The 25,568-nt window shown below is 66.2% G+C and carries 25 protein-coding genes; 11 read left to right on the top strand and 14 right to left on the bottom strand.

Annotation, left to right across the window (positions count from 1 at the left end; all coding sequences use genetic code 11):
* The first annotated feature begins 49 nt into the window (after positions 1–49).
* Complete coding sequence (locus tag BMY29_RS17070) at positions 50–934, top strand: S24/S26 family peptidase (RefSeq protein ID WP_049989470.1); 885 nt, start codon at positions 50–52, stop codon at positions 932–934.
* A gap of 113 nt (positions 935–1,047) precedes the next feature.
* Entirely contained in the window at positions 1,048–2,061 is a 1,014-nt protein-coding gene (locus BMY29_RS17065; RefSeq protein ID WP_049989492.1) for a S24/S26 family peptidase, read from the top strand.
* Positions 2,062–2,211: 150 nt separating this feature from the next.
* Here BMY29_RS17065 and BMY29_RS17060 read toward each other — a convergent pair whose 3' ends face one another.
* Complete coding sequence (locus BMY29_RS17060) at positions 2,212–4,011, bottom strand: Cdc6/Cdc18 family protein (RefSeq protein WP_049989471.1); 1,800 nt, start codon at positions 4,009–4,011, stop codon at positions 2,212–2,214.
* A 1,308-nt stretch (positions 4,012–5,319) separates the two neighbouring features.
* Here BMY29_RS17060 and BMY29_RS17055 point away from each other — a divergent pair.
* The 4 genes from BMY29_RS17055 to BMY29_RS17040 all read left to right on the top strand — a co-directional run bounded on the left by BMY29_RS17055 (position 5,320) and on the right by BMY29_RS17040 (position 8,661).
* On the top strand, positions 5,320–5,958 hold the full coding sequence (locus tag BMY29_RS17055) for an Era-like GTP-binding protein (protein ID WP_049989472.1): 639 nt from the start codon (positions 5,320–5,322) through the stop codon (positions 5,956–5,958).
* Between the two features lie 5 nt (positions 5,959–5,963).
* Positions 5,964–6,365: a DUF2073 domain-containing protein gene (locus BMY29_RS17050; protein WP_049989473.1), complete on the top strand. Its 402-nt coding sequence runs from the start codon at positions 5,964–5,966 to the stop codon at positions 6,363–6,365.
* Positions 6,365–7,357, top strand: a complete 993-nt coding sequence (locus BMY29_RS17045; RefSeq protein ID WP_049989474.1) for an OapC/ArvC family zinc-ribbon domain-containing protein — start codon at positions 6,365–6,367, stop codon at positions 7,355–7,357. The genes BMY29_RS17050 and BMY29_RS17045 overlap by 1 nt, the downstream gene beginning before the upstream one ends.
* A gap of 521 nt (positions 7,358–7,878) precedes the next feature.
* Positions 7,879–8,661: a DUF7089 family protein gene (locus BMY29_RS17040; protein WP_049989475.1), complete on the top strand. Its 783-nt coding sequence runs from the start codon at positions 7,879–7,881 to the stop codon at positions 8,659–8,661.
* A gap of 121 nt (positions 8,662–8,782) precedes the next feature.
* Here BMY29_RS17040 and BMY29_RS17035 read toward each other — a convergent pair whose 3' ends face one another.
* Complete coding sequence (locus BMY29_RS17035) at positions 8,783–9,361, bottom strand: DUF7090 family protein (protein WP_049989476.1); 579 nt, start codon at positions 9,359–9,361, stop codon at positions 8,783–8,785.
* A 360-nt stretch (positions 9,362–9,721) separates the two neighbouring features.
* On the opposite strand from BMY29_RS17035, the gene BMY29_RS17030 reads away from it, so the two are divergent.
* Positions 9,722–10,402: a class I SAM-dependent methyltransferase gene (locus tag BMY29_RS17030; RefSeq protein ID WP_049989477.1), complete on the top strand. Its 681-nt coding sequence runs from the start codon at positions 9,722–9,724 to the stop codon at positions 10,400–10,402.
* Between the two features lie 274 nt (positions 10,403–10,676).
* Here the strand turns inward: BMY29_RS17030 and BMY29_RS17025 are convergent, their stop codons facing one another.
* Together BMY29_RS17025 and BMY29_RS17020 are read right to left on the bottom strand one after the other, a co-directional pair.
* The gene (locus BMY29_RS17025; protein ID WP_049989478.1) at positions 10,677–11,258 is read right to left on the bottom strand and encodes a DUF1684 domain-containing protein; all 582 of its coding nucleotides are present in this window, start codon (positions 11,256–11,258) and stop codon (positions 10,677–10,679) included.
* A 197-nt stretch (positions 11,259–11,455) separates the two neighbouring features.
* Positions 11,456–11,695 (bottom strand): DUF7127 family protein, encoded by a 240-nt coding sequence (locus tag BMY29_RS17020; protein WP_049989479.1) that lies wholly within the window; start codon positions 11,693–11,695, stop codon positions 11,456–11,458.
* A gap of 236 nt (positions 11,696–11,931) precedes the next feature.
* Between BMY29_RS17020 and BMY29_RS17015 the strand changes: the two genes are divergently transcribed.
* The gene (locus BMY29_RS17015; RefSeq protein WP_049989480.1) at positions 11,932–14,304 is read left to right on the top strand and encodes an ATP-dependent DNA helicase; all 2,373 of its coding nucleotides are present in this window, start codon (positions 11,932–11,934) and stop codon (positions 14,302–14,304) included.
* Between the two features lie 165 nt (positions 14,305–14,469).
* Here BMY29_RS17015 and BMY29_RS17010 read toward each other — a convergent pair whose 3' ends face one another.
* The 5 genes from BMY29_RS17010 to BMY29_RS16990 all read right to left on the bottom strand — a co-directional run bounded on the left by BMY29_RS17010 (position 14,470) and on the right by BMY29_RS16990 (position 19,288).
* On the bottom strand, positions 14,470–14,670 hold the full coding sequence (locus tag BMY29_RS17010) for a hypothetical protein (protein WP_049989481.1): 201 nt from the start codon (positions 14,668–14,670) through the stop codon (positions 14,470–14,472).
* Positions 14,671–14,747: 77 nt separating this feature from the next.
* Entirely contained in the window at positions 14,748–15,059 is a 312-nt protein-coding gene (locus BMY29_RS17005; RefSeq protein ID WP_049989482.1) for a hypothetical protein, read from the bottom strand.
* Between the two features lie 80 nt (positions 15,060–15,139).
* The gene (locus BMY29_RS17000; RefSeq protein WP_074854828.1) at positions 15,140–16,315 is read right to left on the bottom strand and encodes an ABC transporter ATP-binding protein; all 1,176 of its coding nucleotides are present in this window, start codon (positions 16,313–16,315) and stop codon (positions 15,140–15,142) included.
* The gene (locus tag BMY29_RS16995; protein ID WP_081985476.1) at positions 16,312–18,252 is read right to left on the bottom strand and encodes an ABC transporter permease; all 1,941 of its coding nucleotides are present in this window, start codon (positions 18,250–18,252) and stop codon (positions 16,312–16,314) included. The genes BMY29_RS17000 and BMY29_RS16995 overlap by 4 nt, the downstream gene beginning before the upstream one ends.
* Positions 18,209–19,288, bottom strand: coding sequence for a thiamine ABC transporter substrate-binding protein (locus BMY29_RS16990; protein WP_049990680.1), 1,080 nt, complete (start codon positions 19,286–19,288; stop codon positions 18,209–18,211). The genes BMY29_RS16995 and BMY29_RS16990 overlap by 44 nt, the downstream gene beginning before the upstream one ends.
* Before the next feature lie 178 nt (positions 19,289–19,466).
* Here BMY29_RS16990 and BMY29_RS16985 point away from each other — a divergent pair, with 178 nt between their 5' ends.
* A complete protein-coding gene (locus BMY29_RS16985) occupies positions 19,467–20,078 on the top strand; it encodes a DUF5518 domain-containing protein (RefSeq protein ID WP_049990681.1) in 612 nt (203 codons plus the stop codon).
* 47 nt (positions 20,079–20,125) lie between these two features.
* Here BMY29_RS16985 and BMY29_RS16980 read toward each other — a convergent pair whose 3' ends face one another.
* Together BMY29_RS16980 and BMY29_RS16975 are read right to left on the bottom strand one after the other, a co-directional pair.
* Positions 20,126–21,499, bottom strand: a complete 1,374-nt coding sequence (locus BMY29_RS16980) for an ABC transporter permease (RefSeq protein WP_049990682.1) — start codon at positions 21,497–21,499, stop codon at positions 20,126–20,128.
* Positions 21,496–22,314 carry an ABC transporter ATP-binding protein gene (locus BMY29_RS16975; protein WP_049990683.1) on the bottom strand — a complete coding sequence of 273 codons (819 nt, stop codon included), beginning with the start codon at positions 22,312–22,314 and terminating at the stop codon, positions 21,496–21,498. Before BMY29_RS16975 ends, BMY29_RS16980 begins: the two co-directional genes overlap by 4 nt.
* A gap of 179 nt (positions 22,315–22,493) precedes the next feature.
* Between BMY29_RS16975 and rpiA the strand changes: the two genes are divergently transcribed.
* On the top strand, positions 22,494–23,201 hold the full coding sequence (gene rpiA, locus BMY29_RS16970; protein WP_049990684.1) for a ribose-5-phosphate isomerase RpiA: 708 nt from the start codon (positions 22,494–22,496) through the stop codon (positions 23,199–23,201).
* On the opposite strand, the gene BMY29_RS16965 is transcribed toward rpiA, so the two are convergent.
* The 3 genes from BMY29_RS16965 to BMY29_RS16955 form a co-directional block, all read right to left on the bottom strand.
* Positions 23,195–23,629 (bottom strand): hypothetical protein, encoded by a 435-nt coding sequence (locus BMY29_RS16965; RefSeq protein ID WP_049990685.1) that lies wholly within the window; start codon positions 23,627–23,629, stop codon positions 23,195–23,197. The genes rpiA and BMY29_RS16965 overlap by 7 nt on opposite strands.
* 61 nt (positions 23,630–23,690) lie before the next feature.
* Positions 23,691–24,119 carry a hypothetical protein gene (locus BMY29_RS16960; RefSeq protein ID WP_049990686.1) on the bottom strand — a complete coding sequence of 143 codons (429 nt, stop codon included), beginning with the start codon at positions 24,117–24,119 and terminating at the stop codon, positions 23,691–23,693.
* A 150-nt stretch (positions 24,120–24,269) separates the two neighbouring features.
* Entirely contained in the window at positions 24,270–24,437 is a 168-nt protein-coding gene (locus BMY29_RS16955) for a DUF1931 family protein (protein WP_008013450.1), read from the bottom strand.
* A gap of 300 nt (positions 24,438–24,737) precedes the next feature.
* Between BMY29_RS16955 and larB the strand changes: the two genes are divergently transcribed.
* Positions 24,738–25,496: a nickel pincer cofactor biosynthesis protein LarB gene (gene larB, locus BMY29_RS16950; protein ID WP_049990687.1), complete on the top strand. Its 759-nt coding sequence runs from the start codon at positions 24,738–24,740 to the stop codon at positions 25,494–25,496.
* Positions 25,497–25,568 lie beyond the last annotated feature (72 nt).

Below are 25,568 nucleotides of genomic sequence, written 5' to 3'. Positions count from 1 at the left end.
ACGAGAGTCCCCGGAAGGTTGATACCGCGCTCGAAGAAACGGATCTTCGATGGACGGTCCCGACGGTGAACGAACGCGCGATCGGTCCGCTCCGCGGGATGGGCGCCGCGGTTCCGACTGGGCGCCGTCGGACCGGCACGGCGATCCCGGTTCGGCGCCCGACGCCGGTCCGCGAACCGCCGCCGACGCGCGCGACCGCGGCCGAGTCGCGATCGAGGACGGCCCGGTGCGCTGGCTCCGCGAGGCGGACGGCGGACCGATCGCCGCCGTTCGCGACGTCGCGACGAGCGTCGCCATCGTCGCGGTCGTCGGCCTCCTTCTGTTCGCGATCAGCGGCGGGTGGCCGCCGCTGGTCGCCGTCGAGAGCGGCAGCATGGAACCGCACATCTCGCAGAGCGATCTCGTCTTCATCGTCGACGAGGGGCGGTTCGCCGACGAGGACGCGATCGCGGGAACGGGCGTCGTCACCCTCGCAGACGGACGGGAGACCGACCACGAGCGGTTCGGGCTCGCCGGCGACGTCGTCGTCTTCGTCCCGAACGGCGATCCGACGGCAACGTCGGTGATCCATCGGGCCCACTTCTGGGTCGAGGCGGACGAAAACTGGGTCGAGACCAAGGCCGATCCCGCCGCCATGAACGGCGCGACCTGTGCCGACATCGCGTCGTGTCCGGCCCCCCACGACGGCTTCGTCACGAAAGGCGACGCCAACCGCGCGTACGATCAACTCCCGCGGTCGGGCGCGGAGACCACCGTCGTCAAACCCGAGTGGGTCACCGGCAAGGCGATGCTCCGCGTCCCACACCTCGGCGAACTCCGCCTGGCGTTCGATTCGATACGCGCGCTGTCCGGCGTCGGATCGGCCGCCGTCCTGGTCGCGTCGGGGGCGTTCGCGCTCGTCCTGTTCGCGGCCGCCGGAGCGCGGAAGCCGTAGCCGTCGGTTCGACTGCGATCGCGGTCGGGAACGAGATTCGCCGCCCCGACCGCCCACCGAACGTACTCGCACGAACAGAAGGTTGATTTCCCGGCCCGGCAAAACGGGTGACGATGAGCGGTTCTAGCTCCGGGCAGCCGCCTGGCGACGGCGATTCCGGGGACGACCGGAATCGGCAGGATCGAAGCACCGACGGGGCCCGAACGCCGGGAGAGCGGCCAGCGGGGGCGGCATCTTCGTCTTCGACAGAATCGAACGCCGTGACGATCGAAGACGACGGGATCGTCCGCTGGTTCCTCAAGACGGACGACGAAAGCATCGTGCTGGTTCGGGACGTCCTGAGCAGCGTCGCGATCGTCGCGATCATCGGGCTCGTCCTGTTCGCGGTCAGCGGGATCTGGCCGCCGCTGGTCGCCGTCGAGAGCGGTAGTATGGAGCCGCACATGCACAGGGGCGATCTCGTCTTCGTCGCCGACGAGGGCAGATTCGTCGGCGATAATCCCGCCGACGGAACCGGCGTCGTCACCCTCGAGAACGGCCAGGAGAGCGGCCACGAGAAGTTCAATAATCCGGGTGACGTCATCGTGTTCCAGCCGAACGGCAACGCGGCCGCGACGCCGGTGATCCACCGGGCCCACTTCTGGGTCGAGGAGGACGAGAGATGGGTCGAGACCAAGGCCAACGAAGAGGTCATCGGCGATGCGACCTGTGCCGAGGTCCAGTCCTGCCCCGCCCCGCACGACGGATTCGTCACGAAAGGCGACAACAACGCCGGGTACGATCAGTACGGTAACTCGGTCAGCACCGTCGTCAAACCCGAGTGGGTCACCGGCAAGGCGATGTTCCGAATTCCGTGGCTCGGCCACGTCCGACTGACCTTCGATCAGATCCTCGGCGGAATGCTCGCCCCGACCTCGCCCGCGGGTTCGGCGCTCTACGACCCGATGTTGTCCGATCCGGCAGCGACCTCGGCACCGGCAGCGACCGGTCCCGCCGCCGCCGGACTCGGGGCCGAACTCGGATCTGACGGAGAACTCGCCGGTGCGGCCGGAATCGCCGCAACCGGCGCCAGTATCAGTGGCGGTGCCGTCGTCGCCCTCGGTCGCCGTCGAACCGGCCCTCGCTGATCGACGGCGCGCTCGCTTTTCGTATCCGCTCGGTCGCGATAGCGCGGGCTGTTCGTCACGTGCATGCAGTGCTTCGAATGGAAACGGAGGGCAGCAACTGAGTGACGACGCCTGGCGGCACCGAACCCGCTCGGACGCAAAGCGCTCTCGTCAGTTCTCGAACCGCGCCTGGACGAACGGCTGGATGTCGTCGATGTCGCTGAGTCGCGAGTCCGAGAGGAGGACCGCCTCCGTCTCCTCGAGGGGCACCGAGAGGCTGATTTCCTTGGTCCGGCCGTACCGGCCCTTCGAGACGACGACGGCGTTGACGATTCCGAGCATGTCGAGTTCGCTGATGAGGTCCGTCACGCGCCGCTGGGTCAGGACGTCGGCGTCGATCTCTTCACAGAGGCGCTTGTAGATGTTGAACACTTCGCCCGTGTTGATGCTGTGGACGCCGTTTTTCTCGAGTAGGATGATCGCGAAGAGCACGAGTTTGCTCTGCGTGGGGAGCGTGCGGACGACCTCGACGACCCGGTCGAGTTCGATCTTGTCCTGCGCCTGGCGGACGTGTTCCTCGACGATCGTCTCGGACTGAGACCGCTCGGCCAGTTCACCGGCGGTCCGGAGTAAGTCCAGCGCGCGGCGCGCGTCGCCGTGTTCCTGGGCGGCGAAGGCCGCACACAGCGGAATGACGTCTTCGGAGAGGGCGCTGCCTTTGAACGCGACCTCCGAACGGTGTTCGAGGATGTCTCGCAGTTGGTTCGCGTCGTAGGGCGGGAAGACGATCTCCTCCTCGCCCAGCGAGGACTTGACCCGGGGATCGAGAAAGTCGGTGAACTTCAGGTCGTTCGAGATACCGATGATCGACACGCGCGAGTTCTCGAGTTCGGAGTTCATCCGCGAGAGATTGTAGAGCGTGTCGTCGCCGCTTTTCTCGACGAGTTTGTCGATTTCGTCTAACATAATGACGACGACCCGCTCGTCGTAATCGACGGCATCGAAGAAGACGCTGTAGACCCGGTCGGTCGGCCAGCCGGTCATCGGGACCTCCTCGAAGGACTCCTTGTCATCCTCTAGGTCCGCGATTCGGTCTTCGACCTCGGCCCGGTCGTCGAACGGCGTCGATTCGAGGGGATGGTCCGACGGCAGGGCGGTCGAGTCGTCGGCCACGACGGTGGCGTCGGCGGTCCGGCCGGTATCGTCGGCCTCCGGCGAGTCGATTTCGCCCGCGGTAGCCGGCCCGTCAGGGTCCGACCCCCCAGTTTCGAGTGGAGAATCGCCCGACTGCGGCCTGGTACTGTCTTCAGTCGAAACGTGAGATTTGGACTCCGGTTCGTCCGCGGCAACGAAATCGAAGGGGTCCGACGCCGTGTTGGTGTCCGATCGCGATCGATTCGCCTGGTCGCTTACGGAGTCACGCTGGGTGTCGGCGTCGATCGGTTCGTACTCGTCGAGGGCGGCTAACAGCGACTCGAGTTCGTCGATCTGCTCGTCGATTCGGGCTTCGTTCTTCTCGATGAACTTGTTCGCGAGCTGTGCGAGCACGCGGTACTGGGTATCGGTGACCTCGCAGTTGATGTATTCGACGTCGCACGGGACGCTGTACTTCTGGGAGGTGCTCTCGAGTTCCTTGCTGACGAACTTCGCGCTCGCCGTCTTGCCGGTCCCGGTCTTCCCGTAGATGAGGATGTTCGAGGGGGTCTCACCGCGGAGCGCGGCGACGAGGATCGTCGCCATCTTGTTGATCTGATCGCTTCGGTGGGGGAGTTCGTGTGGCGTGTACGACGGGCGGAGAACCTCCTTGTTCTCGAAAATCGGTTCGCCGCTGAGCAGGTCGTCGAACAGTCCTTGATTCGACTCCTCGTCGCCGTCGCCGAGCCCCGCGTTCTCGAAGTTCGTCGAGAATCCGTTCGATCCGCCGATCTCCACCTCGTCCGAACCCGCGATCTCTGAGTCGTCGTCTGACATTCGTCGTATACGAACCCCCTTATTTCGAGTGGAACACCGAACCAGGAATGAGGTATACCGCGGCGAGATGGCCTCCTACTGCCAATCGGCCGGTCTAGATACCCGATTCCGGTCCAGTTGATGCAAACGAAACAGAGGAAAACCACGATAATAAAGTCTTCCTTTCCCTTCGAATCGTGCCGGAACAACTTCGGATAGGCGATCGGCTGTGTCGCACCTCCTCGGTTCCAAGTCACTGCCGCCAGATAGGCTCAAGACGGCGATTGAAGATTCACTGACGGATAGTCCCACACATTCTTCAGACAGTTCAGTCGGAAAAGTCCGTAATTGCCGCGGTTTGCGCAGAAAGTTGGTGTACCGTCCGCTACGTGGTGTACCGTCCGCTACGCACAGATAACGCAGACAACGAACCAGAGATACAGCGTCAGCGGTTGGAACGTCAGCTATCGAAACCACTCAGTAGCATCGGGATGCACTCGTCGCCTTGATCGAACCTGAGAGAGCGTAGATGTCAACCGGTATCAGTTCCGATACTCGCTATTTTGGTTATCTACGTTTGGAGGTTTAGAAGTGTAGGGATGTTGATAGTGGATCCACACCAGTACCGGATCTCGTATTGGGTGTCTGATTCGGTGCGATGGGACTGCACTCGGAGTCCGACCACCGCTTTCCAGAGTGACACTAGTACACAATATGATATCGTCGGTACGACCCGCCCCCCACCCCTTCGTTTCAAGTGGAGCGTGTCGACGGAGGGGGAGGGGGAACGACGGTGATTGATACTGGGAAGTTTTATTAGTATAGAATAGAAACAGTATCCGCAGCACTAGCAAACTAAGGAATATTACTAGAGTTGTTTTTGAGTTACTAGGTCTTACTAGAGATTTCGCTGAGGCTCGATTCACCTCCTAGACTGCTGTTCTCTGTTACTAGAATCGTCCTCGACTCGTTCGATTCCACGTATTCACCCGAAAGCGGTTCCAGAACGTCGGTTCGAGTCGAAAGAAGGGGGTAGTTTCCAACCGATCGGGAGTTCGTCGACCCACCCCGTCGTAGATCTCCAGTCGAAACGAAGGGGTGGGGGCCTTCCGATCCGTTTCTCGGTCGCGTTCTCGACCGAACTCTAGAAACTCTAGAGTGAGATACAATCACATTCTACCCACTCCGGTAATTCCCAGTACCAATCGATAGACCTCCGAATACTAACAACTCCTACGAATCGAATTGTCAACACGTCTGACGTAGGCTTAAGTGAGTTCGCTCAGTAGTACGCGCAGATGCACCCCGCGGTGCTGGAGGCCCCAAAGGATGGGACTGTTCACAGAACTCAAAGATAGTATCTCTCGGGTTACGGATCGCCTGTTTTCGGAACAGGAACCCAAACGAATCGGTATCTACGGTCCGCCGAACGCCGGCAAGACGACGCTCGCGAATCGGATCGCACGCGATTGGACTGGTGACGCCGTCGGCGCGGAGAGTCACATTCCACACGAAACGCGTCGCGCACGCAGGAAAGAAAACGTCGAGATCGAACGCGACGGGAAGTCGGTGACCATCGATATCGTCGACACGCCTGGCGTGACGACGAAGGTCGACTACGAGGAGTTTACTGACGATTTGGAGGAAGAAGACGCGATTCGTCGCTCCCGCGAGGCGACCGAAGGCGTCGCCGAGGCAATGCACTGGCTGCGCGAGGACGTCGACGGCGTCATCTACGTCTTGGACAGCGCCGAGGATCCGATCACGCAGGTCAACACGATGCTGATCGGCATCATCGAGTCTCGAAATCTCCCGGTTCTCATCTTCGCGAACAAGATCGACCTCGATGAATCGAGCGTGAAGCGGATCGAGGATGCCTTCCCGCAGCACAAGACCGTCGCCCTGTCGGCGAAGGAAGGCGACAACATGGACGAAGTGTACGACTCGATCGCGGACTACTTCGGGTGACTACCATGCCGAAAGCAACAAACGCAGACGATTCGGACCCGTCCGACGGCGTACAGATCGACCTGATCAGCGGCGAACGAATGGATGGGATGGCGACGATGGAGAAGATCAGGATGATTTTGGACGGCGTCCACGATGGTAACATCGTCATCTTAGAAGAGGGGTTAACTCCCGACGAGGAGAGCCGGCTCATCGAAGTGACGATGTCCGAGATCAGCCCCAACGAGTTCAACGGGATCGAGATCGAGACCTATCCCAAGTCCGAAACGAGCGACTCGTCGCTGCTCGGTCGCATTATGGGCAACGACACGTCAGAAGCGAAGCTGACGGTCATCGGGCCGGCTAATCAGATCGAGACGCTCCATAAGGACGAAACGCTCATCAGCGCGCTCGTGTCCCGCAACTAATGCCACACCAGTGTACGAACTGCGGCCGGACGTTCGCTGACGGCTCCAAGGAGATGCTGTCGGGCTGTCCCGACTGCGGAGGGAACAAGTTCCAGTTCGCGCCGTCCGCGACGACCGGCGACTCGTTCGATGGGACCGGTGGCTCGGGATCGACCGACACTGGCACCGCCGTTGATTCCAGCAGCGACACCGACACCGCTAACTCGGACGGTGTCGCCTCGCGAGCCGCGGAGACCGTCCGCGACTGGGTCTCGACCGGTTCTTCGGACTCGTCGACCGCATCGAGCGACCCGGCGGACCAGGAGACGTTCGAACCCGAGCGCCGTTCCGAGCCCGGATCCGCATCCGAGCGTGCCGATCGAGTCGAAACCGACGGGGCGACAGCTACGCAGTCGAACGCGAACGCGCAGTCGACCACGGCCTGGCCCGCGACCGCCAGCCCCAGTCCCGACCCCGCGTCCGACGAGGAGTCGGACGGCGAGTTCGCCGAGTGGCCCGAGACAGCGCGCCGGCCCGAAGAGCGGTCCGATGCGACTGATGCGACTGTAACGAGCGAGCCGCCCGTCGAGCCGGACAACGACGACGCGCCGGACCGGACGGCCAGCCCGGCGGCCGACCGCGACCAGTCACAGACTCGGGCGACGCTCGCGGACGACGAGAACGCGGCCCAGGCCGATGCGCGGACCGAAGTCGTCACCAGGGACGACCTCCCGCCCGCCGCCGATCCCGATGGCGACGGCCCGCCTGGCGACGCGCAGCCACCGGGGGAGGGCCGCGTCGTCAGCGAACCCAGCGGCGAGCAGCCGTCGATCGAAGAGCTCCGGGAGGAACTCAACGAACAGTTCGAGAGCATCAGGATCGTCCAGCCCGGGCAGTACGAACTCAACTTGATGGAACTCTACAACCGCGAGGAGTACATCGTCTCGCTGCAGGAGGACGGCCGGTACGTCATCGACGTTCCGGATTCCTGGCGCGACGGCGACGACGAGTAACGCCGTTCGGGAGCGACTGCCGTGTGACGAGACGGTTGCGCGGTGAGACGAAGACGAAGGCGGTACCGTTCGCGACGGGCGCACCCGTATTCGAACTGCGAAAGTGGGAGATATCGACGCCCGACGCTGCCGAGTGCGCGTTCTGTTCGCCGACTCTGTACCGGTTCGTTTCGACTGCAGATCACTTCCGATCTCCTGTCTTACCCATCAGTTCTAGACCTTTCTCTCCACTCGAAATAGTGGGCTGACATATCGTCCCGCTCCGGTCGCGTCGACGAACGTCTCCGAGTTCGGACCGATCGGTCCGATCGGTTCGGAGCGACAGCTCCGAGAAGGAGGTGCGGAGAACTGGCATCGAGAACCAGGACCCGAAAATCGAGCGCCGAGGCGGAGACAGATGGATTTAAGCGACGCGGATACGACCTCACGCACATGAGCACCGCAACCAAGGTCGTTCTTGCCACGGTCGCCGCATCGGCGCTGCTGTCGATCCTGCTCGTCTTCCAGACCGCACTCGCCTGATGTTCGAGGCCCGTGCGCTCTCGGACCAGGTCGAGGCCGTCCGCGAGACCCACGCGCCCGACGCGCAGGTCTTCGACTGCGATCGCGACTTCGAGACGCTCCCGCCGGCACAGGCCGAGGACCTCGGCCTGGTCGTCGACGCGCTCGAGCCCGCGAGCTATCCCGCGACCTGGCTCCCCGAAGACGCCCCCCAACTGCTCGCTCACTACGCGAGTTCGGACCTCACGATCGGGATGCCTGGCGACGGGAGCGTCGTCTGGACCCGCCAGACCGAGCCGCCGGTCGTCCTGGTGAAGCCGCGGGTGCAGGGCTCCCCGGAGTCGTTCGTCGACTTCCTGCTCGCCGAGGCGGTCGTCCAGCTCGGACTCGACGTCCCGGAACACTTCATCGGCTTCTTCGAGGAGACCTATCGCGATCTCGACGACGCGGTCCCGCTCGATCCCAACGCCACCTATCAGGTCGCGGCGGCGCTGTACGACGGTTGGGTCGGACTCCAGACCCGCGAACTCTTCGCCGACTGGGACGATGACCACCCCGAACTCGCCGACGCCTGGCAGGACGCGGGGACGCAGCTCGAAGACCGCGTCGCCGGCTTGCCGCGGGCGGTCGCCCGCGGAGACACCGACTTCGCGGACGCGACGGAATTGGCCTGTGCCGCGATCAAACACGCGATCGAGCTCCCGGCTCCCTTCGCTGCACTCGATACGGAGGCCTACCGCGACCACGGGCCCGAGTATGCGATCCGCTGGGCTGAGAAGACGTTCGAATCGATCGAAGAGTAAGGCTCTTTTTCCGCTCCGTCGCGTTCGATTCCCTCGGTTCGACTGCAGTTCTCGTCTCGGAACTCGGCCCGTCCGGTCCACGAACTCCCGTTTCCGCCGGTCGATGGCGGCCGATTCGTTTTCAGAACTCGGCGTCGACGCTGCCGTCCTCGTCGAGGTCGATGATGCCGTCGAACAGCGCGCGGAATTCGTCGACGGTGGCCGCGTCGTGGGGTTCCTCCGAGAGGTGGAAGAGGCCGACTGCGTCGTACTCCTCGAGCAGTTCGAGAATGCGCTCGACCGTTTCGAGCGCCTGGTCGTCGCCGGCGTAGTAGGCGAGTTCGGTTACGGAGTCGAAACTGATGCGGAGTTTGCCGTCGTGGTCGTCGAGGAAGCCATCGATGTGGTTGACGATCCCGTCGACGTCGTCGGGAGCGGCGACGTAGTGGACGGTGTCGGAGGAGCGCCGGGAGTAGCCCCGTTCGATGCTCAGCGTGTCGAGAATTTCCGCGCGGTCCTCATCGACGTCGTAGTGCTCGAGTTTTTGTCTGACTTCGCGGGCGGTGGTTCGCGTGGAGACGACGAGGAAGTTGTCGGTGTCGGCTTTGAGGAAATCGGTGTCGATGCGGTCCGTCTCACCGGTGCTCGGATGGAGGAGGAGAACGCCGGTCCCGCCGGGTACCGTCTCCGGGGTCCCGTCGATTTCGAGCCTGTAGTCCATACTGGCGAGAACAACTTTCGGCACTCCCTTAAGCGTGCGGATGTCTCTCTCGGTCGGAACGGTCATCGAACCGTGGAAGAAGGGTCTGAAAACTGGTAAGAGGTGGGACAGTACGACTCACCGAGCGGGGACCTGCATCCGGATGCCCACGGAGTTCGGTCCACGACGACCCTTCACTTCGTATAATTTAGGCCAGCCTAAAGTATCTGTCGGTGGTTCCTGCCCCAGTGAGAATGATCGGGCGAACGCAAGCCAGAGGGGCGGAAGCCAAGCGGACGGGAGCCGAGGGACGGGAGCCGAGAGCGGACCCGGACGGAAACATGCGAACGCGTTTAGTCTTGCGGCCCGCATCGCTCGGACATGAGCGTCCGAGAGGAGTTCGACGACTGGGCAACGAGCGGCCGCGACAAGGGAATGGAAGAGCGCCACTGGCACACCGCCAAACACGCGCTCGCGCGGATGCCCGTCGAACCCGGCGACGTCGTCCTCGATCTGGGCTGCGGGAGCGGCTACGCTGGCCGCGCGCTCTGCGATACCAAGGGAGCAGGCCGGGTGTACGGCCTCGACGGCTCGCCCGAGATGGCCCGCAACGCGGCGGACTACACGGACGACGGCGACGTCGGCTACGTCGTCGGCGACTTCGACGACCTCCCCTTCGCCGACGATTCGATCGACCACATCTGGTCGATGGAAGCCTTCTATTACGCCGCCGATCCCCACCGCACGCTCGCGGAGGTCGCCCGCGTGCTCCGGCCAGGCGGTACCTTCTACTGCGCCGTCAACTACTACGAGGAAAACGTCCACTCCCACGAGTGGCAGGAGTTCATCTCCGTCGAGATGACCCGCTGGGACCGCGAGCAGTATCGCCAGGCGTTCCGCGACGCGGGACTGCACGTCGCCGAGCAGGACAATATCCCGGACCGCGAGATCACGATTCCGAGCGAGGCCGAGTTCCCGACGGAGGACTGGGACACCCGCGAGGAGATGGTCGAACGCTACCGCGAGTTCGGTACGCTGGTGACCGTCGGCGTAGCGCCGTAATCGGCTTCCGCCTCTTCCGCTTTCCCGTTTCTCCGCGCTCCGCGCCGTCCCAACCCCCTCATTTCTACTCGAGCCCGCTGTTCCGGCCGGACAGCCCCTCGCGAGCCGATTGACTCGACTCGAAACGCACCTTTTCGATTCCTGAAATTTACTCGGATCGGTGTGTCGATACCTGAAGGAGGTAGCGGCCGCGGCGATACGCCGTGAGCCACGGTCTCACGTTCAGGTGAAATGACCGCTATCGATCACGAAACCAGGCGGTCGGAAGCCGAAATCACTCGTGCCGTTCGCCGGCCGGAATCGCGACTTCGAGCCAGTTCTCTTCCGGCGGGAGCGGACAGTCGAAGGTTTCGCTGTAGGCGCAGAAGGGGGTGTACGCCAGGTTGAAGTCGACGACGATTTCGTCGCCGTCCGCGAGTTCGTCCTCCGGTGCGAGTTCCATGTACCGACCGCCATCGTAGGTCTGCTGGCCGGTCGTCTTGTCCCGGAAGGGGACGAACAGCGGCTGCTCGTTCGGGCTCTCCTGCTGGTAGGCCGCCAGTTCGAACGTGCCGTCCGCCAGGTCCTCGTCGTCGCGGTCGAGTTCGAATTCGAGGGTCGCAGTTCGGAGGTAGCGCATCTCCCGGCCCGCGGTGGTGTCTACCAGCACGACTTCGGGGTCGTCGTGGACCGTCGCGGTCGCGGTTACTCGGTAGTCCGAATCGGGGTCGAAGTACTCGAGGCCGTCGAAGTCGTCGCGGTCCTCCGGCGGGATCGGCGACTGCGGGTGATCGGCGAAGAACTCGTCTTTCTCGGCGCGTTTCGACTCGAGTTCCGCGCGCCAGCTATCGACGTCGATGGAGTCGGTATCGCTCATATCCGTGTTAGTCAGCGGACCGTGGAAGGCGTTGTGCTTCCGGTCGGTCGTCGAGGATGTCGTATCCGCCGGGAATAGACCGCCAATCGGCAGGGACGACCGATACGACCGTTGCAGGTGAAACGGCGGGCGAACCGACCGGAGACCGTGCGCGCCTGCGAAGCGGTGCGGCCGCTCCGCTCGACCGGCGGTGACCGCTACTCTTCGATCGTGAGCACGCCGTTGCGCGCGACGACGTTGCTCGCTTCGGGCGGGAGTTCGAACTCGAACTGCTCGCCGCCCGCGACGATGATCGCGGTCGAGCCGAGGACGTCGACCTCGATGTCCGCGGCCGCGTTGCCGAAATCGACCGCGATGACGCTGCCGTCGTCGTATTCGAACGTGCGGACGACCAGATCGTCTCGATCAGCGTTTTCGAGAGAGGTGGGGACCTTCATACCGTCGATAGGTGCCCGATCAAGTAAAGGCACACGCTGGCAACGGCCGACCGGTCCCCGCCGTCGGGAGCCCGCCGGTATTCCAGCTCACAACCGCTGTGTACCCGTATTACGAGGGCAATCAGTTCGAGCGAGCGACCGCGCCGCCGTCCGATAACGGCCGCACGTTTTTGTACCGGGACGCGGCCACTCCAGTCCGTCAACGCTATGGACGACCGACGATGAGTACGGCAGGAATGACGAACTGGCGGACGGTGTTCGGCCACGAGCACCCGTACGACCCGCAGGTCGACGGCATCGAGACCGCTATCGATACTGCACGGGACGGCGGCTACACCGTCATCGAGGGGGCCTGTGGCACCGGGAAAACGATGATCGCGCTGACCGCGGGGATCGACCTCGTACGCGATCCGGACACCGACTACGAGCGCGTGCTGGTGCTGACGAGCGTCAAACAGCAACTGCACCAGTTCGAGGCCGACCTCGAGACGATCAACGAGAACCTGCCCGCCGACTGGGACCCGGTCTCGGGATTGACCCTCGTCGGGAAGGCCGACGTCTGTCCGTACAACCGCGAGGGCGCGGCCGGAATCGACGACGGCAACGTCTACGACCGCTGCGAGACCCTGCGGGACCGCACCCGCGACCTCACCGGCGAGGGCGGCGACACGACCGCACAGAATCTGGCTGCCCGCGCCCGCAGTCAACAGATCGGCCTGGCCGACAGCGGCGACCGGTCCCGAAGCACCTTCCTCGAGACCGCGGGCGAACCGACGCCCTACCCGCCCGACTTGCCCGAGTACGGCGAGGGCGGGCCCGTCGGCGCCGAGACCGAGTACTGTCCGTTCTACGCGCAGTACCTCGAAGACCTGCCGGACGACGAGGAGGGAGACGCGGTGGAAGCGGTCCCGTACGACTTCACCGACGCCGGCATGGTCACGCCGGAAGAGCTGGTCGCCCGCTCGGTGAAACACGGCACCTGTCCACACTCTGTGATGGGTGCGGCGCTGGGCCACGTTGAGGTCGTCATCGGGAACTATTACCATGCGTTCGATCCGCGGACCGTGGGCTCGTTCACCGGGGCGCTGCTCGACGACTCCACGTTCGTCGTCTGCGACGAGGCCCACATGCTGGAACCGCGCGTCCGCGATCTGGTCAGCGAGGGGGTCGCCGACACGACGCTCCGGGACGCCGAGACCGAACTCTCGCGGGTCATCCAGCCGATCAAGGACGAGCGCGAGGGCCGGCAGGTGGAGGGCGGGTCGAAGACCGCCGACGCCGACCTGGTCCGCGGAGAATTGAACGACAGCGACGTTTCTTACGAAGAACTCAACCGAACGCTCGAGTTCGTCCGGGATCTCCGAGCGGAACTCGACCGACGAGTCACCGCCCACCTCGACCGGAACTACAGGGGGTGGCAGTCGAATCTGAACGACCTCGAAGACGAGGAGCTCCCTCTCCGTGATCCGAAAGCACCCGCCGAGGACGAACTCACCGAGTGGGCCCGAAATGCGGGCTACGGCGACGCCGACTGGGTCCGCGCCGAGGCCGTCGGCGCGGTCGTCCAGCGGGTGTTAAACGAGGCCGAAGACGAGGACCGGACCCGTGCCGCGCCCGCCGTCGGCCGCGTGCTCGGCGAGTGGTACCGCCGCGGTCACACCGACTACTTCCGGGAGATCGAACTCGAGCGCACCTGGGACGACACCGAACCCGCCGACTCGTGGCGACGGGCCTACAACGCTCGCCTCTCGCTGCACAACTGCGTCCCAAGCGACGCCATCGGCGATCGCCTCGGGACCTTCGGCGGTGGCATCCTGATGAGCGCGACGCTCGAGCCGATTGACGCCTTCACGGAGGTCACGGGCCTCCAGTACCTCGCCCGCGAGGAGGACCGGCCGGTCGTCGAGCGCCGGTACGGGCTCCACTTCCCCGCAGAGAATCGCGAGAGCTTCGCAGTCGCCGCGCCGAAGTTCACCTACGATAACCGAGGCCGTCCCGGCGAGGAGAACCCGACCAGAACGCACTACGCCGACGCGATCGCGACGGTCGCTCGCCTCCCCGGTAACGTCCTCGTCGGCATGCCGAGTTACGCCGAGGCCGAGTGGACCGCCGGCGTGCTCGAGGACCGCGTCGAGAAGCCGGTTCTGTTGGACGCCGCCACCGACGACGAGACCACCCAGTCGCTCAAAGCCGAGTTCTTCGCCGGCGGCGGGAAGGTGCTCGTCACCAGCCTGCGGGGCACGCTGACCGAGGGCGTCGACTACAGCGGCGACCGCCTGGCCGCCGCGGTCGTCTGCGGCGTCCCGATCGTCAACACCTCGAGCCCCCGCACCGAGGCCGTCCGCCGGGCCTACGACGACGCGTTCGGCGACGGCTTCACGTACGCGCTGACCATCCCCGCGGTCCGGAAGGCTCGCCAGGCGGTCGGGCGCGTCATCCGTTCGCCCGAGGACGTCGGCGTGCGGGTTCTGCTCGACGAGCGGTACGCTCGCGAGAGCTGGGACTCCGTCCGTCCGTACCTGCCCGATGACGGGGAGTTCCAGGCCGTCAGTCCCGACATGCTCGACGTCGGACTCGAGCGGTTCCGATCGCGGCTCTCATCGCAGTAACGAGTACCGGGGTGTCTCCGATTCGTCTACGGGCCGGAGGACACGTTCGCGGGCTTCGTTCGGATCGCCGCGCCGCTGCAGCTGCTGTCGATCGTGACCGTGCTCGGAATCGCGTTCTTCTGGAGGACTTCGAGGACCGTCCCGATCAGGAAAAGGGAGAGCAGACTACTCGTCCGCGTCCGCTTCCAGTTCTCCGTTCGTTTCGACGTCGACCAGGTCGCCCGCGTCCGCATCGACGGCCTCGGTGCGCAGCTGGTCGGGCTCGGGTTCGTCGCGCCGTTCGAGCGCCTCCGCGAGTTCCCGCTCTCGCTGGCGGCGCTCGGCGTCGTGAGCCTTTTTCGTTCGACCGGATTTCGTGTGTGCCATCAACTATCACATTACGGCGACCGGGATAATTCTATGCCCGGTCAGTGCCACTGTCACTCGCCTGTCGGATCGGTCCGTCACCGCGAGCCGGCCAGGCGATACGGACGGAGCGCGGCCTTGTTCGGGACGACCCGGACGAGCGTCGACGCCGGCTTGTACGCGACGCGCTCGGTCGGTGACTTTGCCGCGACGAGCTTCCAGAAGCCTGGCGAGTTGAATCGGAATCGGCACAGCCCCCGCTCGTCCGTTCGCGCCGATTTCGACTGCGTCTGGACGATGGCCCCCTCGACGGGCTGCCGTCGGTTATCCCGAACGCGGACGGTGATTTCGTCCCCGACCGCCACCTCTCGCCGTTCGACGTCGATCCGGAGCCGTCGGGTTACATGCATGCAGATAACTACCACGACCGGGTCGAAAAGCAACGACTTGCGCATTCTGGCTTGCTGGATCAACCAGCTCGCCCGGCGGGCTACCGGGTCGAGACGACGTGGACGTCCTCGGGCGCGAACCCGACCGTTAGTTCGTCTCCGTCGGGCACGTCCGGCAGCCGGAGGGCGATCTCGCTGCCGTTCCACCGGCCGTTGACCCGAACGGTCTCGCCGAGGAACTCGGTGGTCTCGACGGTCACCGTCAGCCGGTTACGGTCGGCGGTCGGAGAGAGCGCGCCAGGCCGCACGCAGAACGTGACCCGCTCGGCGTCGCCGACGTCGGGCAGCGCCGGCAGCGCGAAGGGCTCGCCGTCGACGGCGACTCGCGCGTACTCGCCGTCGCCGGTCGCGAGGCCGCCGTCACCGTCGCCGTCACTGTCGCCCCCGTCGCCGTCGCCGGTCGCGAGGCCGCCGTCACCGTCGCCGTCACTGTCGCCCCCGTCGCCGTCGCCGGTTCCGTGGTAACTCCGTCCTCGATCCCGCACGCGGCCGTCGAAGACGTTGTTGTCGCCGACGAACTCGGCGACGAACCGCGTCGCGGGCTCGCGGTAGATCTCCTGGGGCTTCCCGACCTGTTCGATCCGGCCGTCGGCCATCACCGCGAGCCGATCCGAGATCGCCAGGGCCTCCGCCTGGTCGTGCGTGACGTAGATGGTCGTGATGCCGAGTTCCGACTGGATCCGCGTGACCTGCCGACGCAGCGATTCCCGGAGCCTGGCGTCGAGCGCGCTCATCGGCTCGTCGAGCAAGAGGAGGTCGGGGGCCGGCGCGAGCGCGCGGGCCAGGGCCACCCGCTGGCGCTGGCCGCCCGACAGCCGTTCGGGATCGCGGTCGCCCATCCCCTCGAGGTCGACTAACGCGAGCAGTTCGGCGACGCGCTCGTCGACGGTCGTTCCCTCTGGGGGCTCCCGGAACCGCAAGCCGTAGCCGACGTTCTCGGCGACGCTCATGTGTGGGAACAGCGCGTAGCTCTGGAAGACGACGCCGACGTCGCGCCGCTCGGGCGGCACGCCGGCCATCTCCCGGCCGTCGAAGCGCACGTCCCCCGCGGTCGGCTCCTCGAAGCCGGCGATCGTTCTGAGGGTGGTCGTCTTGCCGCACCCGGAGGGGCCGACGAGGGTGAAGAACTCCCCGTCGCGGACGGTGAGGTCGACGTCCGCGAGCGCGACGGTGCCGTCGTATCGCTTCGAGACGCCGTCGAGGGTGAGTCGGGTCACCGCTCGAACCTCCCGCCGACGCGGTCGACGACGACGAAACTCGCGGCCGTGACGACGAGCAAGAGGGTCCCCATGGCGATCGCGGGCCCGGAGCGGCGACCCAGGTAGCGCTCGACGGCGACGGGCATCGTGTACGCGTCGCTCCCGCTGGCCAAAATCACCGTCGAAGAGAACTCGCCGATCGAGATGGCGAACGCGAATGCGGCCCCGGCGACGATCCCGCTCGCTACCAGCGGTAGTTCAATATCGACGAGCGCACGGTACCGGGAGGCCCCCAAGGCGCGAGCCGATTCGACCATCGCGGGGTCGAGGCTCGACAGCAGCGGCGAGACGTTCCGCGTCACGAACGGGTAGGCCGCGACGGCGTGGGCGGCGACGATCGCGACCGTCCCCGTCACCTGGAACTGCCAGCCGCCGGGCAACGAAATCCCGAACACCAGGCCGCGGAGCAGTCCGATCCCGAAGACGACGCCGCTGACCGCCAGCGGGAGCATCGCTACGGTGTCGACGAGTGCTCCCCAGCGGCCGGCGCGGGCCGTCACCACCGAGACGACCACCCCCATCGGCACCGCGACGGCGAGCGTCGCGACCCCGAAGAGCAGCGAGTTTCGGATCGCGACCCACGGCAGCGTCTGGTAGGACGCCCCCTCCAACTGGCGCTCGAGCAGGAACGCGTAGTGGCGCAGCGTCAGCCCGCCGCCGTCCGTGAAACTCCCGGCGACCAGGCTGGCCATCGGGCCGACAAAGACGACCAGGGCGACCAGCCCGTAGCCGACGATCGCAAGCCGGCGCGGCGACAGCGCGGTCCGGAGATCGGGAAAGAGCGGGTCCCGCGGCGGCGGGGACGCCGCCCGCGCCAGGCCGGACTGCGCGGACTCGTAGCGGAGGTAGGCGTAGGTCAGCGCGAGCGAGAGGAGCGTCTCGAGGACGGCCAGCGTCGCGGCCTCGCCGTAGGCCAGCTGGCGGACCCGGTCGTAGATCCAGACCTCGACGGTCGCCAGCTGGAGTCCGCCCAGCGCGAGCACGATGGGGAACGTCATGAACGTGAAGATGAAGGTCAGCAGCGCGCCCGTGAAGACGGCCGGCAGCAGCTGCGGGACGACCACGTCACGGAACGCGCGGCGGGGACTCGCCCCCAGACTCCGGGCGGTTTCGACGGTCCGGACGTCGACGGACTCCCAGGCGGCGACGGTCACACGCGCGACCAGCGGCGCGTTGTAGAAGGCGTGGGCGACGATCACGATCGCGAGCGGATTCCACTCGACGAAGGGGTACGGGCCGAGTCCGACGAGTCCGAGCACCCCGTTGAGCGTCCCCGCGCGCCCGAACATCGCGTAGAAGCCGACCGCAACCATGATCCCCGGCAGCACGAACGGGAGGATCGTCAGCGAGCGCAGTATCCGCCGCCCGCGGAACTCGTAGTTCGCCAGGATAGAGGCGGCCGGCAGCCCGAGCGCGACGCTCGCGATCGTCGACAGCGCGGCCTGGTAGGCCGTGAAGCCGAACAGCCCCTTGCGGACCGGCGGCGCGTCGACGTGCACCCACGGAACCGGCAGGTCGAGCCCGGGAACCGGCGACTCGAGCGAAATCGAAATCGAGACGGCGGCGAGCCAGGCCGCGAGCGCCTCGAGGTGGCTGCGGATCGCGAACGGCTCCGCGATGACCTCCGCGAGCACCCCGAAGTAGAACGGGTCGGTGAGGACGTCGGCGAAATGTGTCAGCGTCACCGCTCCCTCGGCGCGGACGGCGTCGACGAAAACGGCGCCGACCGGAAGGTAGAGCATGACCGCGAGGACGGTCGCGGTGGTCAGCGCTGTCAGAGCGAGCGCGTGGCGCTCGAACCAGGCGCTCGCAGGGACGCCGACGCGGAACCGATCCGAAGTCGCCACGGTCCTACTGGCCGGCGAACTCCCGCGCCCACTCGTCGACCCATTCATCGACGGTCCCCCGGAGCTGATCGTAGCCGACCGTCACCGCCTCCGACGGCTCGTGGGCGTATCGATCGAACTCCTCGTCGAGGTCGACGTGGTCGTCGGCGACCGCGGGGAACTGGACGTTCCGCTGCGCGATTTCGGCCTGAGCGTCGTCCGAGAGGACGAAATCGAAGAACTGGTAGGCTCGATCGACCGCCGCGGCGTCCTCGAAGATCGCCATCCCCTCGGGATTGGCGTACCCCTGCCCGTCGGGGAACGCGATCTGGTGGCGGCCCATGTCGTAGTCCGCGGCGCTGGCGAACACCTGGTCGGTCGAGTAAGAGACGACCATCGGTCGCTCTTCCTCCATGTAGGCGCTGTTGTAGGACTCGTCCCAGTCGTCGAGAATCCGGACGCCGTTGGCGTCGAGATCGCGCCAGTAGTCGAGGTAGCCGTCCTCGCCGTAGGCGTCGATCGTCCACAGTAGGAACGCGCGGCCGGGGTCCGAGGATTGGGCGTTCTGTGCGAGCAGCGCGTCCTCGTAGGCCGGCTCGGTCAGGGCGTCGAGCGACTCGGGTTCGTCGACGACGTTCTCGTCGTAGACGAGGCTGATGTACCCCGTGTCGTAGGCGAGGACGCGGTCGTGGGGATCGCCCATGTCGAGGCCGTCGCGAATGCGGTCGGCCCGGTCGAGCCGGTCGCGATCGAGTTTCCGAAAGAGCCCCCCTTCGCCGAGAGCGTCGTCGATCCGCGCGAGTTCGTCGACGTTGAGGCCGAGGTAGACGTCGGCGTCCGGCGCTTCCCCGCTTTGCTCGCGCTGGATGAAGCGGTTGGTGCCGTTTTCCGGCGTCTGCCACTCGAGTTCGGCGTCGGGGTACTCTTCCTCGAAGGCCTCCTTGAGCCACGGTCCGGCGGGATCGTTCCCGTCGACCATCGAATCGTAGGTAGCGACGCGGAGCGTATCCTCGTCACCGCCGCGTTCACCGTCCCGAGTCAGACAGCCGGCGACTCCGGCGAGTGCAGTGCCGCCGAGCGCACCGACGAAGGTTCGTCGTCTCATTACACGGTGGTTACACTGGGTGGTCTTAAGCGGCGTGATCGGTCGGCGCGACCGCCGGGCGGCGAATCGCGGCTCGCGGCCGACTGAACCGGTGCGTTCGGAGGTCATCGGTCGCGGACGCCGCGGTCCGAACCCATAGACCACAGACACTTTTCTCCCCGCCGCCCGTTGGGTCACTATGGTCCGTGGCCGAACCATCGTCAACGCGGTGATTGGCGCCGTCGTCGGCGTCGTCCTCTCGTTCATCCCGTTCTCGACCGTGCTCGGCGGCGCCGTCGCGGGGTTCCTCGAGGGCCCGAACGAGCGGGCCGGCGCGGTCGCGGGCGCCCTGGCCGGCGCGATCACGTTCGTTCCGTTCGCGGGGATCGGCTTTCTCGCGCTCGGCTTCCTCGGACTCGGCCTGGCCGGCGGCGTCCCCTTCGAGGGGGTCGCGGTACTCTCGTTCGTGATCGTCGGCGCCGGACTCTTCATCCTCCTCTATACCGTCGGCCTGTCGCTGCTCGGCGGCTATCTGGGCGCGTACCTCGCGCGCGAGTACCCCGATTACCACCGGCGGAGCCGGGAGACCGTCGGATTCGGCGCGGAGTCGGATCGAACCACCGACACGACGCCGACGCGGGACCGCGAGTTCGGCCGGGAGTCCGACTCCGTGTCGGAACTGGACCGTACGAACTCGATCGACCGCGAGGACGACCGCTACGGAGGGCGGGACCGAAATCGGGAACGGGAGCGAGAGCGGGATCGAGATCGGAATCAGGGCCGTGATCGCGGTTCCGATCGCGAGACGTAATCTTCTCCGCGTCGAGACGCCGCCGCGGAGTCCGACCGCCAGGCCGGTCACTCGTACCGGAGCGCGTCGATCGGATCCGTCCGCGCCGCCCGCCAGGCTGGATACAGCCCGGCGAGGATCCCGACGACCATCCCGACGACGATCGCGAGGGCGACGTACTCGAGGGGATAGACCAGCGGGAGGTCGACGTACTGCGCGCCGAGGTAGCCGGCGAGCAGTCCCAGGCCGGTTCCGAGAATCGAGCCGATTACGCCGAGGATCACCGACTCGGTGAGAAACAGCCCGAGCACGTCGCGGTTCTGCGCGCCGACGGCTTTCATGATGCCGATCTCGCGGGTTCGCTCGGTGACGCTGACGAGCATGATGTTCGCGATGCCGATCGAGCCGACCAGCAGGGAGATGGCCGCGATTCCGACGATGAAGTTCCGTAGGAGGTCCAGGACGTCCTCGAGTTGCTGGAGCAGTTCGGTGCTCGTCTGAAACTGCACTTCGAGGTCGTCGCCCATCAGGTCGCTCGCATCGGATTCGTCGCTCTCGAGGTAGGTCGTCGCGCTCTCGCGGGCGGCGTCGACGTCCGCCTGGTCGGCCGACTCGGCCTCGATGATGATCGCGAGGAAGCGCGCGTCGTCGTTGGCGCCGTCTCCGTCGCCGCCATCGCCGTCGGCGTTGCCGCCGGATTCGGTGGTGCCGTCGCCGCCACCGCTGCCGTCACTCCCATTGCCGCCGTCACCACCGTCACCCCCACCACCGCCGTCGAACCCCAGCCCCGTCGCCTGCTCCGTGTAGTAGGGATCGGTCGGCACGTAGACCCGCGGCGAGGACTCGAACCCCTCGAACGGGCTCAGCCCCTCGCTGGTATCGGTGATGCCGACGACCTCGACGGTCGCGCGCTCGCCGCCGAGCAGCGTCACCGTGAGCTCGTCGCCGACGGTGGCGTTCTCCTCGAACTGGTTCGCCGCGGCGGGGTTGAGCACCGCCTCCCGTTCCCCCTGCTCGAATTGCCTGCCCTCGGCCAGGCGATCCTCGCGGATGTACGACGGCCCCGAGGCGACCAGCCCGTTCCCTTGGGCAACCTGCTCCTCGCCGTTCGAGATCGCCTGCGTCTGGAGCGTCGCGTAGCCGTAGGCCGCCTCGACGTCTTCGAGGTCCTCGACGGCCTCGAGATCGTCGTTCGTGAACACGGGCTGTGCGCCCGCCAGCGGCCCGCCCTCGGCGTTCGGTTCGGCGGCCCAGCCGTAGACGTTGCGCTGATCGTCGGGGCTGATGTCCCCGATGACGCCCGCTTGCAGGCTCGCACCCAGCGTGACGAAGGCGATCACCGCCGCGATGCCGATCACGATCCCCAGCGTCGTCAGCGCCGACCGGAGCTTGTGCCCGCGGATGGATCGCCAGGCGAGTCGAAGGCTCTCGAGGAGATTCATTCGGCGTCGCCTCCGCCGCCGTCACCGTCTTCGTCTCCGCTCCCGCGTCCCGTTTTCCGGTCCGGTGGCGGTCCCGCCTGCGTCCCCGAGCCGCCGGTCCCGGGTTCGGCCGCGGTCCCGGCTCCGTCGAGGGTCTCAATGCGCTCGATCGTCCCGTCGAGTAAGTGGACGATCCGGTCGGCCCGCTCGGCGACGTGGCGCTCGTGGGTGACGACGAGCATCGTCGTCCCGGCGCTGTGGAACTCGTCGAAGAGGTCCAGGATGTCCGCTTCGGTGTCGGTGTCGAGGTTGCCGGAGGGTTCGTCGGCCAGCACGATCGCGGGGTCGTTGACCAGCGCCCGAGCCAGCGCCACCCGCTGGCGCTGGCCGCCGGACAGTTCGTTGGGCAGGTGGTCGGCCCGATCGGCCAGGCCGACGCGTTCGAGGAGGGACCGCGCCCGCTTTCGGCGCTCCGTCCGGCCGACGCCCTGGAACAACTGCGGTAAGGCGACGTTCTCGAGGGCGTTCAGCCGCGGCATCAGGTTGAACGTCTGGAAGACGAAGCCCACCTCGGTCCCCCGAAGGCGGGTCCGTTCGCGGTCGCCGAGCGTCCCGACCTCGCGTCCGCCGACGACGACGTCGCCCGCGGTCGCCGTGTCCAGACAGCCCACGAGGTTCATCAGCGTCGACTTTCCGGAACCGCTGGGCCCCATGATCGCGGTGTACGAGCCTCGGGGGACCTCGAGCGAGACGCCGTCGAGCGCGTGAACGGGTTCGCCGAGCTGGTAGGTCTTGCGGACGTCCGAGAGGGAAACGGCGGTACCCGAACTCGCCATGCGCGTTCGACGACGGACGCTCCAAAAAAGGTTCGGCGCGCCGTCGACCCGTCGTCTGCACCCCGAACGAAATCGACCGGGTCGACGGCTCCTCTCCACCCCGCGGCGGTCCGGGCGCTGTCCCGTTCGGCCGCGGACAAGCTACAACGTTTTTCCCGTCGCCGCTCGCTTGCACACGCATGAAGACGGCGGGCGGCTCCGACGCGGCGAAACGACAGGCCGGCGAACGCGCTGCCGAAGCGGTCGAAGACGGCTTCGTCGTCGGTCTCGGTACCGGCTCGACGACCGCCTACGCGATCGAAGCGATCGGGCGGGCGGTCGACGACGGCCTCGACGTCCGGGGGATTCCGACATCCTTCCAGTCCCGACAGCTAGCGCTCGAGGTCGGAATTCCGCTGACCGACCTCGATGCGGTCGACGGCGTCGACCTGGCGATCGACGGCGCCGATCAGGTGGTCGACGACGCGGACACGGCGACCGACGGCGCGCTGATCAAGGGCGGCGGCGCGGCCCATGCGCGTGAGAAACTCGTGGATGCGGCGGCCGACCGATTCGTCGTCGTCGCCGATCCCTCGAAGCTGACCGACCGACTCGACCGCTCCGTGCCGGTCGAAGTGCTCCCGGACGCACACACCGTCGTGGCCGACCGCGTTCGGGAGTTGGGCGGCGAGCCGACGCTCCGCGACGCCGAGCGCAAGGACGGACCGGTCGTGACCGACAACGGCAACCTGGTGCTCGACTGCGCGTTCGGCCCGATCGGCGACCCCGACGACCTGGCGACGCGTCTCTCGCGAATTCCGGGCGTCGTGGAACACGGGCTGTTCGTCGGCCTGGCGGACGCGACGTACGTCGGAACCGACGACGGGGTCGAGGTTCGGACCTACTGAGCGCCGAGACCGGCGTCGAGGCCGCTCGCACCGTCGTCGGTCGGCGCGTCGGCGGTCGCGGCGAACAGCCCGAGGGACAGGTACACGGCCCCCAGGAGACGCGTCGCCGGAACGACCCACGACTTCACCTCGAGGTCGTCCGGATTCTCGTAGGCCGATTCGAGGCCGAACGCGAGGGCGGCTCCGGGCGCCAGGGCCATCGCGACGCCGAACACGCCCAGCGGGACCCGAAGCTCCGCCAGGCTCTCGTCGTCGCGACCGAGCAGCCAGAGGAAGAGGAGGGCTTCGAGTCGGGCCATCGGAACCGTCCAGGCCCGCAGTCGCCCGGCGTCGGGATTCTCGAAGGCGAGGCGTTCGCCGGGTTCGATGATCCGTCGCGGTGCGACGAGCTGCAGCAGTCCGAAGCCGATCGCCAGCGCTCGGTTCATACGTGCCATTCGCTCACGTCGATCAAAAGTCTCGCCCCCGGCGGACGACCGCGAGCGGTGCTTACGACGGCAGATCAGCGGCCGCGTCGTCGTCACCCTTCGACGCGTCGTCCGTCGAGCGCGAGAGCAGCGTGACGGTCAGGTAGAGCACCCCCAGCAGCCGCGCCGCGGGCACGACCCACGGCTGCAACTCGAGATCGTCCGTGTTCGCGTAGACCAGGTGCTGGCTGAGTTCGATGATCGGCCGCGGGACCAACACGAGGACCAGGCCGGCGAGTCCGAGCAGCGTGCTGACGAGCGTCGACCCCTCCCGGCCGCGGACGAGCAGCCAGACGAAGATCAGCCCCTCGATGCGGGCGCCGGTCAGCGCCAGCGGTCGTCGCTGGGTCTCGTCTGGGTTTCGCAGGCCGATCCGTTCGCACATCCCGATCACCGGCTCCGGTTTCACGATCTCGAGGAGGCCGAAGCCGATTAGGAGTCTGCGCAACATACCCCGCCGTATCACAGCGAGTGGCAAAAAACTCGAGCCGGCACACGGTCAGTTGCCGACCGGAACCGATCTCGGTATCGATAGCGGACGGGGATCGCTAGCTGCGCCGCTACCGAGTAGCGGCCGAAAAAATCGTTCAGGTGGCGTCCCTTACAGGTCGCGGGGCTGGACCGTCTTCCGGTCGTTGGCCTCCGCGCGTCGGGCGGCATCGTCGAGCAGCTCGGAAACTTCCTCGTCGAGTGCGTCGTAGAAGTCCGAGGCAACGTTTTTGTCATCGAGCGCTTCCTTCACGGCGGCTTTGACAATAAGGTCTGCCATACGGTGTACCCGTTTCGCGTTACCCCATATAAGGGCTTTGGTTGTGGACGGAAATACGGGGGTTGCAGGGGTTGATTCGCCCGTTTCGGAGGCCATAATCACCGGAAAGTATATGACCGATGAATCGCCGGCAATGATTTCACCCGATACGAGAGGGGAAATTTGGCTCGCGCGCGGTGTTGGACGGGTCGCGCGCATGTTCGACGGTCCAACCGTCGACGCATCGCGCCGATCTCCGCTCGATCTCGAACTGATCTGCCAGGGCGACGGATTCGAGTACGTCGCCCCCCGAGGTCGGGTATGCGCGAACTCCTCAAGGCCGTCGCCGACGGCTCGTTGTCGCCGGCGGAGGCCGAAGCCGAACTCAGAGGATACGTAACCGGCGACGCGGGTCGGTTCGACGCAGCCCGCGATCAGCGCCGCGGCATTCCGGAAGCGATCTTCGCCGAAGGGAAATCCGATGCGCAGGTCGCTGCCCTCGCCGAGACTGCACTCGAAACGACGGGGCGGGCGCTGCTTACCCGCGTCTCCGAGTCGCACGTCGAGGTGCTCGAAACGCACCTCGCGGACGCGTTCCCCGACGCGGCGATCGATCGCCGTAGCACGACAGTCCGCGTGACCGCGGCCGACTACGAGCACCCGTCGCTCGACGCGACGGTCGCCATCGCCACGGGCGGCACGGTCGACGGGCCGGTCGCCGACGAGGCGGAACTGGTCTGCGTGGACGCGGGCACGACCGTCGACCGGATAGACGACATCGGCGTCGCAGCCCTCGACCGGACCCTCGACCAGGCGGCTCGACTGCGCGAGGCGGATGTGGTGATCGTCGCCGCCGGCCGGGAGGGGGCCCTCCCGACGGTCGTCGCCGGCCTGGTCGACACGCCGGTCATCGGGGTGCCGGTCGCGAGCGGCTACGGCCACGGCGGCGACGGTGAAGCGGCACTCGCCGGACTACTCCAGTCCTGTACCGTGCTATCGGTCGTCAACATCGACGCAGGGTTCGTCGCGGGCGCCCAAGCGGTCCTGATCGCGCGTGCCATCGACGCCGCTCGCGACTGAGACCTCTTTCTGAGAAAAATACTTTTCACAATCGAAAAACCCAAACAGCGTGTGGAGAAAGTTATTTATCCT

The sequence above is a fragment of the Natrinema salifodinae genome, assembly GCF_900110455.1.
GTDB classification, from domain to species: Archaea; Halobacteriota; Halobacteria; order Halobacteriales; family Natrialbaceae; genus Natrinema; species Natrinema salifodinae.
Note: the sequence above shows the minus strand (reverse complement) of the source record. Positions and strands in the feature narration are given on the sequence as shown.

What these genes read in the sequence shown, in the direction of transcription:
- BMY29_RS17035 (WP_049989476.1), bottom strand. Translation starts at nt 9,361, where the DNA reads ATGGACTACAGGCTCGAAATCGACGGGACCCCGGAGACGGTACCCGGC.
- BMY29_RS16960 (WP_049990686.1), bottom strand. Translation starts at nt 24,119, where the DNA reads ATGTTGCGCAGACTCCTAATCGGCTTCGGCCTCCTCGAGATCGTGAAA.
- BMY29_RS17040 (WP_049989475.1), top strand. Translation starts at nt 7,879, where the DNA reads ATGTTCGAGGCCCGTGCGCTCTCGGACCAGGTCGAGGCCGTCCGCGAG.
- BMY29_RS17015 (WP_049989480.1), top strand. Translation starts at nt 11,932, where the DNA reads ATGACGAACTGGCGGACGGTGTTCGGCCACGAGCACCCGTACGACCCG.
- BMY29_RS17005 (WP_049989482.1), bottom strand. Translation starts at nt 15,059, where the DNA reads ATGCATGTAACCCGACGGCTCCGGATCGACGTCGAACGGCGAGAGGTG.
- BMY29_RS17050 (WP_049989473.1), top strand. Translation starts at nt 5,964, where the DNA reads ATGCCGAAAGCAACAAACGCAGACGATTCGGACCCGTCCGACGGCGTA.
- BMY29_RS16985 (WP_049990681.1), top strand. Translation starts at nt 19,467, where the DNA reads ATGGTCCGTGGCCGAACCATCGTCAACGCGGTGATTGGCGCCGTCGTC.
- BMY29_RS17025 (WP_049989478.1), bottom strand. Translation starts at nt 11,258, where the DNA reads ATGAGCGATACCGACTCCATCGACGTCGATAGCTGGCGCGCGGAACTC.
- BMY29_RS17045 (WP_049989474.1), top strand. Translation starts at nt 6,365, where the DNA reads ATGCCACACCAGTGTACGAACTGCGGCCGGACGTTCGCTGACGGCTCC.
- BMY29_RS17030 (WP_049989477.1), top strand. Translation starts at nt 9,722, where the DNA reads ATGAGCGTCCGAGAGGAGTTCGACGACTGGGCAACGAGCGGCCGCGAC.
- BMY29_RS17055 (WP_049989472.1), top strand. Translation starts at nt 5,320, where the DNA reads ATGGGACTGTTCACAGAACTCAAAGATAGTATCTCTCGGGTTACGGAT.
- BMY29_RS17065 (WP_049989492.1), top strand. Translation starts at nt 1,048, where the DNA reads ATGAGCGGTTCTAGCTCCGGGCAGCCGCCTGGCGACGGCGATTCCGGG.
- BMY29_RS16990 (WP_049990680.1), bottom strand. Translation starts at nt 19,288, where the DNA reads ATGAGACGACGAACCTTCGTCGGTGCGCTCGGCGGCACTGCACTCGCC.
- BMY29_RS16965 (WP_049990685.1), bottom strand. Translation starts at nt 23,629, where the DNA reads ATGAACCGAGCGCTGGCGATCGGCTTCGGACTGCTGCAGCTCGTCGCA.
- BMY29_RS17020 (WP_049989479.1), bottom strand. Translation starts at nt 11,695, where the DNA reads ATGAAGGTCCCCACCTCTCTCGAAAACGCTGATCGAGACGATCTGGTC.
- BMY29_RS16995 (WP_081985476.1), bottom strand. Translation starts at nt 18,252, where the DNA reads ATGAATGGGTCGACGAGTGGGCGCGGGAGTTCGCCGGCCAGTAGGACC.
- BMY29_RS17010 (WP_049989481.1), bottom strand. Translation starts at nt 14,670, where the DNA reads ATGGCACACACGAAATCCGGTCGAACGAAAAAGGCTCACGACGCCGAG.
- BMY29_RS17060 (WP_049989471.1), bottom strand. Translation starts at nt 4,011, where the DNA reads ATGTCAGACGACGACTCAGAGATCGCGGGTTCGGACGAGGTGGAGATC.
- BMY29_RS17070 (WP_049989470.1), top strand. Translation starts at nt 50, where the DNA reads ATGGACGGTCCCGACGGTGAACGAACGCGCGATCGGTCCGCTCCGCGG.
- BMY29_RS16980 (WP_049990682.1), bottom strand. Translation starts at nt 21,499, where the DNA reads ATGAATCTCCTCGAGAGCCTTCGACTCGCCTGGCGATCCATCCGCGGG.
- BMY29_RS16975 (WP_049990683.1), bottom strand. Translation starts at nt 22,314, where the DNA reads ATGGCGAGTTCGGGTACCGCCGTTTCCCTCTCGGACGTCCGCAAGACC.
- rpiA (WP_049990684.1), top strand. Translation starts at nt 22,494, where the DNA reads ATGAAGACGGCGGGCGGCTCCGACGCGGCGAAACGACAGGCCGGCGAA.
- larB (WP_049990687.1), top strand. Translation starts at nt 24,738, where the DNA reads ATGCGCGAACTCCTCAAGGCCGTCGCCGACGGCTCGTTGTCGCCGGCG.
- BMY29_RS16955 (WP_008013450.1), bottom strand. Translation starts at nt 24,437, where the DNA reads ATGGCAGACCTTATTGTCAAAGCCGCCGTGAAGGAAGCGCTCGATGAC.